General features: G+C 35.3%; 9 protein-coding genes. 2 read left to right on the forward strand and 7 right to left on the reverse strand.

Annotated features, from left to right (window positions below; translation table 11 throughout):
* Positions 1 to 5: 5 nt before the first annotated feature.
* The 7 genes from DFQ11_RS01425 to DFQ11_RS01455 form a co-directional block, all read right to left on the reverse strand.
* A complete protein-coding gene (locus DFQ11_RS01425) occupies positions 6 to 2,393 on the reverse strand; it encodes a TIM-barrel domain-containing protein (RefSeq protein ID WP_110473850.1) in 2,388 nt (795 codons plus the stop codon).
* Between the two features lie 29 nt (positions 2,394 to 2,422).
* Positions 2,423 to 4,366 carry a glycoside hydrolase family 13 protein gene (locus DFQ11_RS01430; RefSeq protein ID WP_110473851.1) on the reverse strand — a complete coding sequence of 648 codons (1,944 nt, stop codon included), beginning with the start codon at positions 4,364 to 4,366 and terminating at the stop codon, positions 2,423 to 2,425.
* A 41-nt stretch (positions 4,367 to 4,407) separates the two neighbouring features.
* Positions 4,408 to 6,279 carry a glycoside hydrolase family 13 protein gene (locus tag DFQ11_RS01435; protein WP_110473852.1) on the reverse strand — a complete coding sequence of 624 codons (1,872 nt, stop codon included), beginning with the start codon at positions 6,277 to 6,279 and terminating at the stop codon, positions 4,408 to 4,410.
* A 20-nt stretch (positions 6,280 to 6,299) separates the two neighbouring features.
* Positions 6,300 to 8,606, reverse strand: a complete 2,307-nt coding sequence (locus tag DFQ11_RS01440) for a glycoside hydrolase family 65 protein (RefSeq protein WP_110473853.1) — start codon at positions 8,604 to 8,606, stop codon at positions 6,300 to 6,302.
* Positions 8,607 to 8,650: 44 nt separating this feature from the next.
* Positions 8,651 to 9,307, reverse strand: a complete 657-nt coding sequence (gene pgmB / locus DFQ11_RS01445) for a beta-phosphoglucomutase (protein WP_110473854.1) — start codon at positions 9,305 to 9,307, stop codon at positions 8,651 to 8,653.
* Positions 9,307 to 10,671 carry an MFS transporter gene (locus DFQ11_RS01450; protein ID WP_110473855.1) on the reverse strand — a complete coding sequence of 455 codons (1,365 nt, stop codon included), beginning with the start codon at positions 10,669 to 10,671 and terminating at the stop codon, positions 9,307 to 9,309. The genes pgmB and DFQ11_RS01450 overlap by 1 nt, the downstream gene beginning before the upstream one ends.
* 131 nt (positions 10,672 to 10,802) lie before the next feature.
* Entirely contained in the window at positions 10,803 to 11,849 is a 1,047-nt protein-coding gene (locus DFQ11_RS01455) for a LacI family DNA-binding transcriptional regulator (protein WP_110473856.1), read from the reverse strand.
* Between the two features lie 268 nt (positions 11,850 to 12,117).
* Here DFQ11_RS01455 and DFQ11_RS01460 point away from each other — a divergent pair, with 268 nt between their 5' ends.
* Together DFQ11_RS01460 and DFQ11_RS01465 are read left to right on the forward strand one after the other, a co-directional pair.
* Positions 12,118 to 15,045, forward strand: a complete 2,928-nt coding sequence (locus tag DFQ11_RS01460; RefSeq protein ID WP_110473857.1) for a SusC/RagA family TonB-linked outer membrane protein — start codon at positions 12,118 to 12,120, stop codon at positions 15,043 to 15,045.
* A gap of 13 nt (positions 15,046 to 15,058) precedes the next feature.
* Complete coding sequence (locus tag DFQ11_RS01465) at positions 15,059 to 16,960, forward strand: RagB/SusD family nutrient uptake outer membrane protein (protein ID WP_110473858.1); 1,902 nt, start codon at positions 15,059 to 15,061, stop codon at positions 16,958 to 16,960.
* Positions 16,961 to 16,968 lie beyond the last annotated feature (8 nt).

Below are 16,968 nucleotides of genomic sequence, written 5' to 3' on the forward strand. Positions count from 1 at the left end.
TGGGATTATTTTTTAAGTTTTATAGTTATGATTGATGTTTCTCCAAAATTTCTTTCGATTGGAATTCGTAATGTATTTGAAGTTTTAGACCAATGTTTTGTAGAGCGACCATCGACCCTAATTCGTCTTAATTTTTTGTCTAAACCATGAATAGTTAAGTAAAACACACGATTTATAGGATTGAAGTTTTTTCCAATTTCATCTGTAATTTTAAATTCTAATACAGAGCCGTTGGTGTTCATTTCAAAATTTAAAATTTCATAATTTTCATCTCCAATCGCTGTAGACGATTTACCATCATCATTATAGATTTTTCGACTACTTGTTAGAACTGAAGCATCGTGATAATAATCAATATCATAATAAACATCCTTATAATCTTCCGTAGTTTGAACTACATTAGCCTTCGGAATAAAGGCTCCAGCTCTCACATAAGTTGGAATTGAATTCTCCTTTAACTGAACTGATTTAGTTTGTCCTCCTTGGATTTTTTCGTCAGTGTAAAAATCGAACCACACATTGTCCTTTGGAAAATACACCTCCTGTTCTGTCTTACCAGCTTTTAAAACTGGTGAAACCAAAATATCATTTCCCCATAAATAGGTTTTTGAATAATTATATAAATCAGGATTATTTGGTTCTTCAAAAAACAATGGTCGCATTAAAGGCTTTCCAGATTGATTATTCTGGTAGACCAAATTGTAATTATATGGTAGTAATTTGTAGCGTAATTCAATAGCTTCTTTTGCAAGTGCTTTTGCTTTATCGCTTCTAAAAACAGGCTCACTCGCCACTTCTTCTTGTGCGTGCGGTCTATAAATTGGATTAAAAACACCATACTGCATCCAACGTATATACAGCTCATCATCTAAATTGGCGCCTGCAAATCCGCCTAAATCCGAATGCATATAAGCCAAACCTTGCATTCCCATTTGCAATGCAATTTCAGGTTGTGACTGAAGTCCACCCCAAGTTCTATTCACATCCCCAGACCAAGGAATCATACCGTAACGCTGTGTACCTGAATATCCTGCGCGCATTAAAATAAATGGTCTTGTATTTGGGAAGTCATGATTATATCCTTCGTAAACCAATCTTGCCCAATCATGACCATAAATATTATGAACTTCGTTGGCGCTTCCGGTATGATGCTGTACCCAATCCGGATGCACCTCTGGCTCTCCTAAATCGCCCCAAACTCCAGCAATTCCCTTATCAGCTAAACCTTTATAGATGTTCCAAAACCATTGCTCACCTTCAGGTTTATAAATATCTATGAGTCCTGTATTACCAAAATAGAAGTCGTAAGTAGCCGGTTTTCCTATAGAGTCTATGGCTAAGATATCTTCTTTAACAGCTTCATCCCATTTTTTTGATGTCGTTAAAATGAAAGGTTCTGTAACCGTAATGGTTTTAATGCCTTTATGGTTCAACTTTCTTACCATGCCTTCAAAATCCGGAAATGAATCTTTAAAGACTTCCAAATTCCCCATGGTTCCTTTTATATCTTTCCCGAACCAATATAAATCGATTATGATGGCATCGACAGGAATTTCATCTTCCTTAAATTTATCGATGGTCATTTCAACTTCTTTCTGAGAATGGTAACCAAAACGACTTGAAAAATTCCCCAAAGCCCAACGTGGAAGTAAAGGTTGTTTCCCAGTTAAATCGGTGTAATTATCGATAAGATCTAACCACGAATCTCCAACAATAACTTGATAGGTTTTTCGACCAGAGATTGTTTCATATTTCAAGGTATTATCACCTTTACTATCTAAATCTAAAAAGCCGATTGGTGCATTATCAAAATGAACCATATACTGTTTTGAAGACATTATAATAGGCATGGTGTAATTCATTAGTTCACTATGAGTTTCGTAACCATAATGCGCTCTATTGTACAATTGCAGTCGGTTCCCACGACGATTCATTCCCAATGCTCTTGCTCCTCCTCCATATAAAACTTCATCTTTTGTGAGATTAAGTTCTATAGTTTCGAATTCCTCATTTTTACTATAACCTGCTTTTTCAGAAGTGATTAATTTATCCTTGAAATAATATGAAATTTGAAATGGAGTTTTAGTAATGTTTACTGAAATTCCACTCGTTTTTAACCATAAATCGTTTTCTCCATTAAGGAATTCAATCGCGTTGGTTTCAGGTTTAGAAACGACCGCATGTGAAACCTTATTAAATTCTTGACCATTTGGTACAAAGGTGGTTTCAACAATAGCATCATTATAAGCGACAATGCTATAGTGACCATCATTAACTTCAACTTTAAGCGTATCCTGAATGAGCTCAGCCTTTTTGAACGTTCGACTCGCATTTTGAGCACTAAGACTAACTAGTGAAAAGAAGGTGATTATGAATAAAATAATATGTTTCATATGTAGATAATTAAGTCGTTCTCCTGAGATTAATTTTGAAGTTTTGTGGTTAGAATGACACTTCCTCTAGCATTTAATTTCAAAGAATTGCCCCAATGAATTCGATCATCAGAAATAATATTTCTCAGCATTTTGCCGTCCAATTCTAATTCTTCAAATCGAGATAAATCCAACTCTTGAGGGCTTTCATTTTTATTGAGAATATGCACCACGGTTTCTTCGTCTGTAATTCGTGCTAAAACATAAGTGCCTTCATCTGGTGCAAAATGAAGTGTATTACCATTATGAATCGCCTTACTATGCTTTCTATAATTCAATAAAGTCTTTAGGAAAAACTGCATGTCTTTTTGTTCATCCTTTAATCCTTCTCCTGTAAATGCATTTACGGCATCACCATTCCATCCGCCAGGGAAATCTGTTCGAATTAAGCCATGATCTCCGGGATTATCAAAATCGTCCATTAAGATTTCTGTTCCGTAATACAATTGTGGAATTCTTGGCAACATTAATAAATAGCTTAAAGCCATTTTTGTATTTACAACATCACCATTTAGCTGCGTAAAAATTCGACTCATATCATGATTATCTGGAAGAACCATAATGTCTTTTGGTGAGGTATAGGCAAAATCATTCGCTAAACCTTCGTACATTTTAACGAGGCCTTTGTCCCAAGATTCTTCCTCATTAAGTGCATCGACAATGTTTTTTTGCATGGCGAAATCCATAGTCGATTTTAAATTAGATTTGTATTCATCTTGATTCATATGACCCTCTTGCCAATAACCAATCAACAATGGATTATAACTCCACTCCTCACCTACAATCGTAAAGTTTGGATATTCAGTCATAACTGCGCCTGCCCAATGACTCATGAATGTTTTATCTGGATAAGGATAAGTGTCTTGACGAATTCCACCAAGCTGAAGTGTTTCAATCCACCAAATACTATTCTGGATAATATAGTTGGCCATAAACGGATTACGCTGATTCAAATCTGGCATATCAGAAACAAACCAACCGTCTGCCATTTCTAAATAATCTTTATTTGAAGCGTAAGGATCCTGATTTGTTGTTCGTCTGTGGTTGGAAGTATTAGTGGTTTTCCAGTCCCATTCGTCCTTATTTTGCTCGTAATTTTCTTGGTCGTTTATCCAATCTTTAAATGGTAAATCTTGCATCCACCAATGGTACAGTCCGCAATGATTGGCAACCTGATCCATTATAAGTTTCATGTTTCGAGCTCTTAAATCCTCGGCCAATTTTTGATACTCTTCAAAAGTTCCAAAACGGGGATCGACTTCGTAAAAATCAGTCATAGCATACCCATGATACGAACCCGTTGGCATATCGTTGGTCAGAACCGGACTTGGCCATACAGCTGTAAAACCTAAGTCTTCTATATAATCTAAATGATTTGTAATCCCTTGTAAATCGCCACCGTGTCTAGCATACCCATCGGTTCTATCAATACCTTGTTCTAATAAACCATCTATTTCATCATTGTTTGGGTTAGCATTCGAAAATCGGTCTGGTGTGATAAGGTAAATAGCATCAGAACTATCAAAACCAACATAATCTTCAGCAGCTTTCCCCCTTGCTTTTAACTCATACGTTTGAATTAATTCTGAATCATCTTCTAATTGGAAAGCAATATTGAACTTCCCTGCTTTTGCCGAATTAGCAACTTCTAAATCCAAAAAGAGATAGTTAGGACTATCTGCTTCGTGAAATTCTTTTAATCGAATGCCTGCATATGAAATTTTAGGTGTTGCACTTCCAATATTAGGATGTTTAACCAACAGTTGAAGGTTTTCATTTTTAAAACCAACCCACCAATGTGGAGGTTCAACTCGTTCAATATCGTTTCTTATTTCTGTTACAGATGGTGAAGTCGCCTCATCTTTTGAAGTCCTATTTTGGCACGACATATTAATGAGAAACAGAACTATAATGAGGTGTTTTAGTGATTTCATGGTGTTTTATTCTTAAAAAAGTTTAGAGATTTTAAAACACTCTAATTACATGGCTTTAAAATTAGTCCCCATTTTTTAGGAACTACGATATTATCAATATTCTCGAATTTTATTGAACCTATAAGGTCTTCATAACAACCTTCTTTTAGATCAGAATTACTGATAGTTTGGTCTTTATTACTGTTATTGATGACAACGAATATACTCTGGCTTTCATGTTTACGTTCAAAAATTAATAGACCGTTTTCATCATCTGTCAGTATCGTTTTATAAATACCTAACTGTAAAGCCTCGTACTCGTTTCTTATCTGAATGAGCTTTTTATAATGATTAAATAATTCGTGATTAATTTCTACAGTATCCGGATCATGTAAGGAGCCATCAGCATTATGAACTTCATCCTCATAGTCTATATCATCCCAAATCATAGGCTTTCTAGAATCAGGATCATTTCCACCCCACATACCAACTTCATCTCCATAATAAATCATAGGAGCTCCGACGTATGTCATTTGCATAATTACAAACAGCTTTTGAAGTTCTATATCTTCCTTTTGTGGTTTACGGGTAGAATATTCTGGATTATTAATACCCATTGACGTTTGAAAATAAGAATCCCAATTTCTAAAGTTCTCAATACCTCGGTTTACAATATGAGAACCAATTCTATTGGAGTCGTGACTACCAAATAAATTCTGTGACACATAAGCAACCCCTTTTGGATATAAGTCTCTTAACTCTCTAAGTTTAGAATCGAATTGACTTGCCGATATGCTGGTAGAATCTGGATTAAAAAAGAACTCAGCAGATGCAAAAGCAAAATTATAATTCATTTCTCCATCAAATTCATCACCTTGCATGTATGGCTGCACCTTACTAGGAACATCAACTATTTCAGCAGTTAAGTAAGCTTCAGAATTAATTGACTTCACGTATTTTCTCCAATCTTTCCAAAACGGATGACCAATACAAAAGGCCACATCCAATCTCCAACCGTCAATACCATATTCAATGCCTTTGTTTTTAGGGTTCATCCATCTTTTGGTGGCATTGAAAATGTATTCCTTCGGTCCTGCTACTATACCTGTGCTATCTTCTTTTAACTCTGGAAGCGATTTCACTCCAAACCAACCTTCATAATCAAATTTTGATCCTGTTTTTGGATCATCCCAAGACTTAATTATAAACCAATCTTTATAAGCTGAGTTTTCTTGATTTTTAATGACGTCTTGAAACGCAAAACTATTGTAGCCTAAATGATTGAAGACCCCATCAAAAATGATTCGAATTCCTATTTTATGAGCTTCACTAATTAACTCTAACGCTAATTCATCGGCACTGGTCCAAACCCAAGTTGAAGGATCTAAAGGATCTTCAGTAGCAATAAGTTTTCTATCGCCTTCCGGGTCAGGTCCGAAATTAGGATCTATATGATGATAACTTTCAGAATCGTATTTATGTAATGAGGGCGATTGAAACACAGGGTTTAAATAAATGGCCGTTATTCCTAAATCCTTTAAATAATCTAATTTGTCAATAACTCCTTGAAGATCGCCACCATATCGTCGTCTTAGCAAATGCTTCCAAGTTTCATTTTCACCGTTTTCCTTTTCATAATCTTGAAGCTTGTACCAATCACTTCCCCAAGGATGAATCTCCCATGACTTAGGTGGTTCTTGAGGATCTGCTCCCTTAATATCATTTACGGTTGGATTATTACTAACATCGCCATCTCTGAAACGTTCTGGAAATATTTGATACCAGACTACAGTTTTTGCCCAATGAGGAACAAACTCCGTATGATCTGCAACGGGATCTGCCTTTTTAACGGGTTGATTACAACTCACCGCCAAAACCACAACTAAGCCTATGAGTGCATAAGACCCGAAATATTTCAACCAATTATTTCTCATTACTATCAATCAATCTCAATTTAAATAACTACAGAGTTATCTGGGCTAATCGTTACTTCTTTCCCATTTACCATTATCTGTAACTCTTTGTCGCCTTCTAACTCAAATTGAGTTTCATTTTGCTTGACACTAACCTTTACAATCTGATTTCTAAAATTCACTTTAAAAGAATAGCCTTTCCATTGTTCTGGAATTCTAGGTTCAAAAGATAAGCTATCATTTTTCACTCTCATTCCACCAAAACCTTCAACAATACTCATCCAAGTTCCAGCCATAGACGTAATGTGTAAACCTTCATGAACTTCGTGATTATAATCATCTAAATCTAAACGCGAGGTTCTTAAATAGAAGGTATAAGCCTGATTCATTCGGTTTAATTTTGCCGCTTGAATACTATGCACACATGGAGATAATGAACTTTCGTGAACTGTAAATGGTTCATAAAAATCAAAATGACGCTCTAATTCTTCGGTGGTAAACTGATCTTCGAAGAAATAAAACCCTTGAAGTGTATCGGCTTGTTTAATATAAGGTGAACGTAAGATTCTATCCCAAGACCATTTTTGATTAATTGGTCGTTGAGATTGGTCTAAATCTTCAACTGTAATTAATTCTTTATCTAAGAAACCATCTTGCTGAAGATAGACTTTATGCTCTTCTGAATATGGATAATACATATTATCGGCTACTTTCTTCCAAGCGGATACTTCTTCATGTGTAATTTTAGTTTTACCAGAAATTCGTTTGTAATCGTTAGGATGACCAGCCTTAACTTTATCAATCATTTCTATAGCATAATTAATACACCATTCTGCAATGTAATTAGTATACCAATTATTATTCACGTTGTTTTCGTACTCGTTCGGACCGGTTACACCAAGAATGACATACTTGTTTTTTTGAGTTGAATAGTTGGCCCTTTGATGCCAAAAACGCGCAATTGCGATTAGAACTTCAAGACCCATTTCTGGGATATAGCTAAAATCACCTGTATATCTATAGTAATTAAAAATCGCGTATGCAATGGCTCCATTTCTGTGGATTTCTTCAAAGGTAATTTCCCATTCGTTATGGCTTTCTTCACCATTCATCGTTACCATTGGATATAATGCTGCGCCATTTGTAAAGCCTAATTTTTCAGCATTTTCTATTGCTTTTTCAAGATGATTATAACGATACGTCAATAAATTTCTCGCTACTTCCTGATCTTTGGTCGCCATATAAAAAGGAATACAATACGCTTCCGTATCCCAATACGTACTTCCACCATATTTTTCACCCGTGAATCCTTTTGGTCCAATATTTAAAGTCGCATCAGTTCCTAAATAGGTTTGATTAAGGTGGAAAATATTAAAACGAATACCTTGCTGTGCTTTAACATCGCCATCAATGGTAATATCTGCCATGTCCCAAATCTGAGCCCAAGCTTGTTTTTGGTCTTCTAACATTTGAGTAAAACCCGTTGTTTTCGCTTTTTCTAAGGATTTTTTAGCAGCCGAAATCAATTCATTTTTACTATGATTACGATCTACAGTATAACCACCAAACTTATGAATGGAATAGGTTTCGTTTTGCTTTACCTTATTCGTATAGCTGAATGCTGCGTAACTAGTACCTTCTGTAAAAGTTGGTTCGTTTGAAAGCAATTCACCATCAACATATACCTGCGATTCCATAAAGGTGCAGGTATGAAATTCTGTTTTCATGGTTTTAGCCTGAATGAATGCTTGATTATTTTCACGAGTTACATTCAATACATCCCAAAACTTATCATCCCAGTTGGTATCTTCATTTGTGATACCTGCATCTATATAAGGTTGAAATGTAATCTCTGCATCAGAATTTAGAGGTTTAATGCTGAAGTTGATCGCACCAACTTCATCTAAATCTAAGCTTAAGAATCTTTTAGAACTAACCTCAACTTCGATATCATTTTGAAGAGTTGCCACGAAACTACGTGATAACCAACCTTCCTTCATATTTAGTTCTCGACGAAAGTTTTTGACGCTTTTACAAGCAAATAAATCGAGCTCCTCACCATTGATAGTCACGTTAATACCAATCCAACTTGGAGCATTCAATACTTTTGCGAAATACTCTGGGTAACCATTTTTCCACCAACCTACTTTAGTTTTATCTGGATAATAAACACCTGCGATATAAGATCCTTGAAAGGTTGGACCTGAATATTTCTCTTCAAAATTAGCACGTTGTCCCATAGCACCATTTCCGATGCTGAATAAACTCTCTGATGCTTTTACATGATCTGGATCGAATCCCTCTTCGAGAATTGACCATTTATTGGGAATGATATAATCTAAGTTCATTATAATATTTTTTAAAGTCCGTATTTAAGACCTTTTATTTCTGATTATTTTTCTATTAAGGATTTTATAAAATCATCTGAGATTTCTGTAAAATCATTGAACACATAATTAGCATGACCTAAAACGTCTTTGCTGCCTATGCCTATGGAAATCATATTGGCCGTATTAGCCGCTTCTACGCCTGCTACTGAATCTTCAAAGACAATACAATCTTCTGGTTTCATATTAATTTGTTGCGCCGCAATTAAAAACACTTCCGGATCTGGTTTTGCTTTGCTAACATCGTTTCCATCGACAATCGCATCGAATTGTGATTTTAAATTCACACGTTCTAAAATGGTTCTTGCATTCTTACTTGCCGAACCTAAAGCAATGGGCTGGTTTCCATCTATTAATGTTTTTAAAACTCTTGGAACATCTGGCAATATTTCCTCACTATCCATATCGGCGATATAGCTCAAATATTCCTCGTTCTTCTTCGCCATAAGACTTTCAAACATCTCCTGAGAAATGGTTTTATTTCCCCATGCCAATATTTTTTCTAAAGAGCGCACACGGCTAACCCCTTTTAATTGTTCATTTTCTTCTTCTGTAAAATTGATATCTAAACCCTTAGCCAACTGCTGCCAAGCTAAGAAATGGTATTTTGCAGTATCTACAATAACACCATCGAGATCGAATATGAATCCTTTCTTTTTCATTAATTTGTCTTAGTAATTAAATCTGTTCTGTCATTTATCTTAAATGATAATAAGCCAGCAATAATTAAGCTGACACCACTTACTACAATTGCAAAAATGGCTTGATTTCCGTAAGCGTATTTTACTAATGGCCCTCCGATAATTCCATTAATAATCTGAGGAACTACAATAAAGAAGTTGAATATCCCCATATAAACTCCCATTTTCTTTGGTGAAATAGAACCTGCTAGCATCGCGTATGGCATAGATAATATACTCGCCCATGCAATTCCGATAAGTACCATTGGAAGCAGTAACCAATAATCATTAGACGTGAAGTAAATTAAAATCAACCCAATACCACCTGCGAATAAGGAATAGGCATGTGTTTTCTTTCTACTTATTTTTTTTGCAACAACCGGAAGTAAAAATGCGACTATTGCAGACACCCCATTATAGACACCAAATAGAATACCAACCCAGTTTCCTGCTTCTTGATATTGTTCACTGCTTGAATCGCTTGGAGGCAGACCATAAATATGTTGTGCAATTGCTGGAACTGAAAACACCCACATTCCAAAGAGTGCAAACCAAGAAAAAAATTGCACCCAACTTAATTGGCGCATAGTTTCTGGCATGGTACTAAAATCTTTAAAAATGTCTGTAAGCTTAGCTTTAGGTTTTTCTACTTCTAATACGGATTCTACACCAGTTTTGTGAGCTTCAAATTGCTCTAGTTCCTGTGGCGTATATTCTTTAGTTGTGAAAATAGTAACTAAAATGGAACCTATTAAAACTATAGCACCGATGATAAAAGACCATAATAAGTTATCTGGAACGGAACCATCTGGGGAAGTTTGAGCAAAATTAAACCAATTAGTTAACACCCAAGGTAACCAAGATCCAATAACAGCTCCAATTCCTATTAAAGCAGTTTGAATACTAAAACCTTTTGTGGTTTGTTCGTCTGATAAATTATCTGCTACTAAAGCTCTAAAAGGCTCCATAGCGATATTAAAGGATGCATCCATAATCATTAGCATACCTGCGCCAACCCAAAGAGCTGGTAGTATGGCAATCATAAAATCTGCTTGTGGTATAAGAATCATTCCTACCGAAGCTAAAACAGCTCCTAATAGAAAAAAGGGTTTTCTTCGTCCGTATCTGGTCCAAGTATTATCACTATAATGACCAATAATTGGTTGTACAACCAAACCCATGATTGGTGCTATTAGCCAAAACCATGACAATTCGTGTACGTCTGCTCCAAATATTTGTAAGATTCTACTTGCGTTGGCGTTTTGCAGAGCAAAACCCATTTGGATCCCCAAGAAACCGAAACTCATGTTCCAGATTTCCCAAAAACCTAAGGTGCGCTTTTTCATGAAATAGTATGTTTTAATTAATACTATTCTGACAAGCTTAGCTTATCAAAACTTATGTGTAGAAGTGAAAATATAAGTTTCGAATAAGGCCGTAAAGATATAAAAGATTTTAGAACAACACTATTAATTCTTTATTTGGTCGATTCTCTCTCAATTAATTCTGTAGGAATAACAACCGTTTGAAACTCTTCATCTATAGTATCATATTCACTTTCTAATTTATCTATTAAGAGTTGGGCTGCCATTTCACCCATACGATGGGCATGTTGCCTAACCGTAGTTAACCTTGGGGTAGAATGCTTTGATAAAACACCATCTGTAAACCCAATAACCTGAACATCTTCAGGCACTTCCAATCCCAGCTTTGTCGCTACCTTCATTGCTAACAAGGCATAAAGTTCGTTCACCGCAAAAACACCATCTATAGACTTATTCGATTTAAAAAGTTGTTCAATTTCATTCTCTAAAACATCTAATTGCGTTTCATTATCGAGAGTATCATCTATTTTTAAAATCAACTTTGGCTCTGCCGTTATTCCGTTTTCTTCAAAAGCTTCCAAATACCCTTGAGTCCTTAGTTTACCTACACTAACATAGTCATTCGTAGTAATTAAGGCAATAGATTTACAATTGTTCTTTATGAGTTTTTCAACCGCTTTTTTTGCTCCGTTAAAATCATCAACAATAACCTTGTCACAGTTAATCTCTGCTACCACACGATCGAACATCACTATAGGCATACCCTGACTCATAGTCTCATTAAAATGATGATAATCTTGTAGTTTCTGTGTCTCTTTGGCAATAGACAAGATGAAGCCATCAATGCTACCATTGGCAAGCATTTCCATATTAATTACCTCCTTAGAAAAAGACTCGTTAGACAAACCTATAATTACGTTGTAGCCTCTTTTATTAGCCACATGTTCTACACCACTAATAACGTTTGAAAAGAAATGATGAACAATCTCCGGAATGATAATACCTATGGTATTTGTTCGTCTGTTTTTAAGACTCAGAGCAATATTATTAGGCCTGTAATTATAGAGTTTCGCAAAGGCTTGAACCTTCTGCTTCGTGTCGTCACTAATCTCAGCACTATTTCTTAATGCCTTAGAAACCGTGGATATAGAAACATCCAGTTCTTGTGCAATTTGTTTAAGAGTTATTTTTCGTTTCATAATTAACGCTAAGATAAAACGAAAATAAGTCTTAATTAAATTTTATATTTACGACTTGATAATATTTGGCTATCTTTAATATTAAATGCTAAATTTTTCATTCTTATACTACTAATAGTGCGGTTTTTGAAAAAGTTTTTAACACGAAAACGTTTTCGTGACTTCCGTCACCCTTCTAAACCTCACAAACCCATTAATTTTACATAGATTTAACCCAAGAAGTGAAAATATAAATCGATTTACTAAGCAATTAACTTAAATACATTGTATGAAAACAATTTTAAATGCTTTATTATTCTGTCTCATTTTACTCCCAGCAACCTTGATGGCTCAAACAATGGCCACTGGAACTGTGACAGATAAAGCAAATGCCATGCCTTTGCCAGGCGTAAATGTCATTATTAAAGGAACTTCTAGAGGAACAGCAACTGATTTTGATGGTAATTTTTCTTTAGAGGCAAGTCAGGGTGAAGTTATAGTGATTTCTTATATTGGTTATACCTCACAAGAGTTTGTATTTGATGGTCAAACACCAATAATCGTAGCTTTAGCTGAAGATGCTTCGCAGTTAGAAGAAGTTCTTTTGATTGGATATGGATCAGTTAGAAAAGAAGACCTTACTGGAGCAGCGGATTTATTGAAGTCTGAAGATTTTAATCAAGGTCCTTTAGTTTCCGCACAACAATTAATTTCAGGTAAAATAGCTGGTGTATCAGTAACATCTGCTAGTGGTGCTCCTGGTGATGGACAAAATATAGTAATCAGAGGAAATGGTTCCCTATCACTATCTAGTAATCCATTAATCGTATTAGACGGAATGCCTTTAGATCAAGGTGGTGTTGGTGGATCTAGAAACCCACTTAACCTTATAAACCCGAATGATATTGAAAGCATGACTGTGCTTAAAGATGCTTCTGCAACTTCTATTTATGGTTCCAGAGCAGCTAACGGTGTTATTATGATTACCACGAAGAAAGGTAAAGACACTGGGTTTAAATTTAGTGCAACAACCTCTTCTTCTATACATTCGGCAATTGACAAAGTAGATGTCCTTACTGCAGATGAATTCAGAAATGTGGTTATCAATCATCCAAACGCAGATGCAAATACTATAGGATTGTTAGGAAATGCAAATACAGATTGGCAAGATGAAATTTACAATACGGCATTTGGTCAAGATCACTCTTTCAGTGCTTTAGGTAAGGCTTTCGGAATTCCAATGAGAGCTTCTTTAGGTCATTCTGATCATGACGGTATTCTTAAAAGAGATAACTTCAAAAGAACAACAGCGTCTATCAACTTATCTCCTAAGTTTTTAGACGACCACTTAAAATTTGATATTAGCGCAAGAGGTAATTATACAGAAAACTTTTTTGCAGATAGAGGAGCGATTTCAAACGCAAATACATTCGATCCAACACAACCCGTTTATGATACAAACTCTCCATTTGGAGGTTATTTCTCCTGGATTGATTCTTCAACAAATTTAAAACCTAATTTAGCAGGTACTAACCCAGTTGCTTTATTAAACTTAAGAGATGATAGTGCTGAAGTAAGACGTTATATTCTTAACGCTAAAGTAGATTATAAGCTGCACTTCTTCCCTGATATTACCGCTACAATTAGTACTGGTATTGATAAATCTAATAGTAATGGAAGAACACTGGTTTCAGATTTAATCCCTACTGCTGACCCCACTTGGAATGGCTCTAGAAATACTTTTTCTCAAACTTCTACTAATAAATTATTTGATTCTTATTTAACCTATAACAAATCAATAAACGATATTCATAATATAACTGCTGTGGCAGGTTACTCATACCAATCTTTTGAATATGACAACTACAGTTATAGTAGTATCGCCGAAGCGCAAGGAAACGACTTTGAATTCATAGATAAATCTAAAAACGTATTATTATCATATTTTGGTCGTTTAAACTACGATTTCGATAGTAAATATTTAGTAACGGCGACTTTAAGAGCAGACGCATCTTCAAAATTAAATCCGAATGATCGTTGGGGATACTTCCCTTCTGTAGCACTTGCCTGGAATATTCACAATGAAGACTTCATAAAAAGTGATAAAGTAAACGAACTTAAGCTTCGTGTTGGTTATGGTGAAGTTGGTAACGTTAATGGTTTAGGAGATTATTTATTCTTAACAAGATATACAGGAAGTCAATCTTCTGCTAATTATCAATTCGGAGACACTTTCTATCAAACCTACAGACCAGATCCTTTAAACGAAAACCTAAGATGGGAAATTGGTAACACACTTAACCTTGGATTAGACTATAGTTTATTTGACAGACGTGTTTCAGGTTCTGTGAACTTATACCAAAAGCAAACTAAAGATTTAATCGCGCCTGCTTCTGTAGATCCGTTTACAAACTTTGGAGCTCGAATCGAAAAGAATATTGGTGATATGGAAAACCGTGGTGTTGAATTCGCACTTAACGTAATTCCTGTTAAAACGGATGACTTCGAATGGTCAATCAGTTACAACGTAGCCTTCAACGACAACAAAATCACAAGACTACCATTCAATCAAGAAGTTGGTGGAATTAGTGGTGGTACTGGTAATAGTATTCAAATGCATACTGAAGGTGAAGCACCTTATAGCTTCTATGTATTCCAACAAGTTTATGACAACAACGGAAAACCTATTGAAGGGGCTTTTGTTGACAGAAACGGTGATAACATAATTAATGACGAGGATAAGTATCTATTTAAAGATCCTTATGCAGATATCATTATGGGCTTAAACACTAACGTAAGCTATAAGAAATGGGATTTAGCGGTTGTAACAAGAGCTAATATTGGCAACTACGCATACAATAACGTATCTTCTAGCCAATCTTATTTAAATGGTGTTATACCAACAACAAATAACTTTTTATGGAACTTACATTCGAGTTATTTAGACAATGGGTTTGTAAACCAAGCTGATGAAAAGAATTTCTTAAGCAGCCACTATATCGAAGAAGCTTCTTTCTTCAAAATAGATAACATCACTTTAGGTTACACTTTAGATAATGCCATTAAAGATGTATCTCTAAGATTATATGGTTCTGTACAAAATGTTGCAACCATAACAGATTATGAAGGATTAGATCCTGAAATCACTGGAGGTATTGACAATAATTTCTACCCAAGACCAAGAACATTTGTTTTAGGTGTTAATGTAGATTTTTAAAAAAAATTGAATTATGAAAAATAGAATTAACCAAATTATTTTTATTGTAACTATCTCATTATTTATGACTGCTTGTCATGATGATTTAGATCAAAATCCAATTGATCCAGATAGTTTCACTGAACAAGATGTTTTTGCAAATGTTACTGAAGCAAAAGGTGCATTAGCAAAGCTATATGCGAGTTTAGCATTAACGGGACAAAATGGTGGAGATGCAGGTGCTGCAGATATTCCAGATATCGATCAAGGTTTCTCTCAGTACACTAGAATGTTATTTAACCTAAACGAATTAACTACAGATCACGCGGTAGTAGGTTGGGGAGATCCAGGATTGCCAGATATGCACGGTTTATATTGGTCGGCTGGAAATGACTTTACAGGAGCCATGTACCTTCGTTTAGCTCAAGAGGTATCTTTCACAAATGCCTTTATTCAAAATGCCTCTTTATTAGCAGATGCCGAAGCACAGACTTTTATTGCTGAAGCCAGATTCTTAAGAGCTTTTGCTTATTATAATTTAATTGACTTTTACGCGAACGTTCCTTTAGTCACTCAAATTACTACAGACTTGCCTTCACAAAGTAATAGAGCAGAATTATTTGACTTTGTTGAGTCTGAACTATTAGAAATTCAAGATTTATTATTAGACTCAAACGAATATGGTCGTGTAGATAAAGTAGCGGCTTGGGCATTACTTTCAAAATTATATTTGAATGCTGAAGTATGGACAGGAACGCCTCGTTATGCTGACTGTATTACGTACTCTAATAACGTCATGAATTCATCTTACGTGATCAATATGAATGATGCCAACGGAAACGGAACGGCTTATGATGAATTATTCTTAGCCGATAATAATTCTAATGGCGCTCAAAACGAATTTATATTCGCTCTTAATTTTGACGGAATTCAATCTCAAACTTACGGTGGATCAACTTTCTTAGTTCATGGTGCTACCGGTGGAACAATGGACCCAACAAGTTTAGGTATTAACGGTGGTTGGGGTGGCTACAGAACCACTAAAGCACTTGTAGAAAAGTTTGAAACGGGAGCAATTGACTTAGCCTCTTTAAATAATAGCTTAGGAGGAACACTATCTGACTGGGGATTAGTTGGAGATGCAACAGAAAATTCTTGGGATGGTCCAGATATGGAAATGTATGAAATCGCTTCTAACCAATATGCGCTATATGCTGAATTAAACGATGGTTTCATGAAATTCAGATTTAATGAAGATTGGGGTGTTAATTATGGTGACACTGATGCTGACGGTTCGCTCGAAGCTGGCGGTGATAACATCGCTGTAACGGCTGGAACTTACTTAATCACTTTAGACTTAGACAACCTTACTTATTATTTAGAAGAAGTGGTTGCTTCAGGTGATAAAAGAGGTATGTTCTATACCGATGGTCAAAGTTTAGAAATTGAAAGTATCCCTCCTTTTAACCAAGGATATGCTGTAACTAAATTTAAAAATATTGATTCTAACGGTAACCCAGGAAATGATAGTACTGGAGATTTCGTAGATACAGACTTACCTATTATTCGTTTAGCTGAAATTTATTTAAACTATGCTGAAGCTAACCTAAGAGGTGGTGGTGGAGACATCGGAACTGCAGTTTCTAAAATAAACGAATTAAGAGAGAGAGCTTTCGGTGATGCTTCTGGAAATATTACAGCCTCAGATCTTGATTTAGATTTCGTTTTAGATGAGCGTTCTAGAGAATTATATTGGGAAGGTCAAAGACGTACTGATTTAATTCGATACGATCGTTTTACAACAGAAACGTACTTATGGCCATTTAAAGGCAATCAGCCAAATGGAACTTCTACAAGTTCATTCAGAAACATTTTCCCAATACCAACAAATACAATTTCAACTAACCCTAATTTAATTCAAAATGAAGGATATTAATAAAAACA

Origin of the sequence: Winogradskyella epiphytica, assembly GCF_003217215.1 — a bacterium.
In the GTDB taxonomy this organism is placed as follows: Bacteria; Bacteroidota; Bacteroidia; order Flavobacteriales; family Flavobacteriaceae; genus Winogradskyella; species Winogradskyella epiphytica.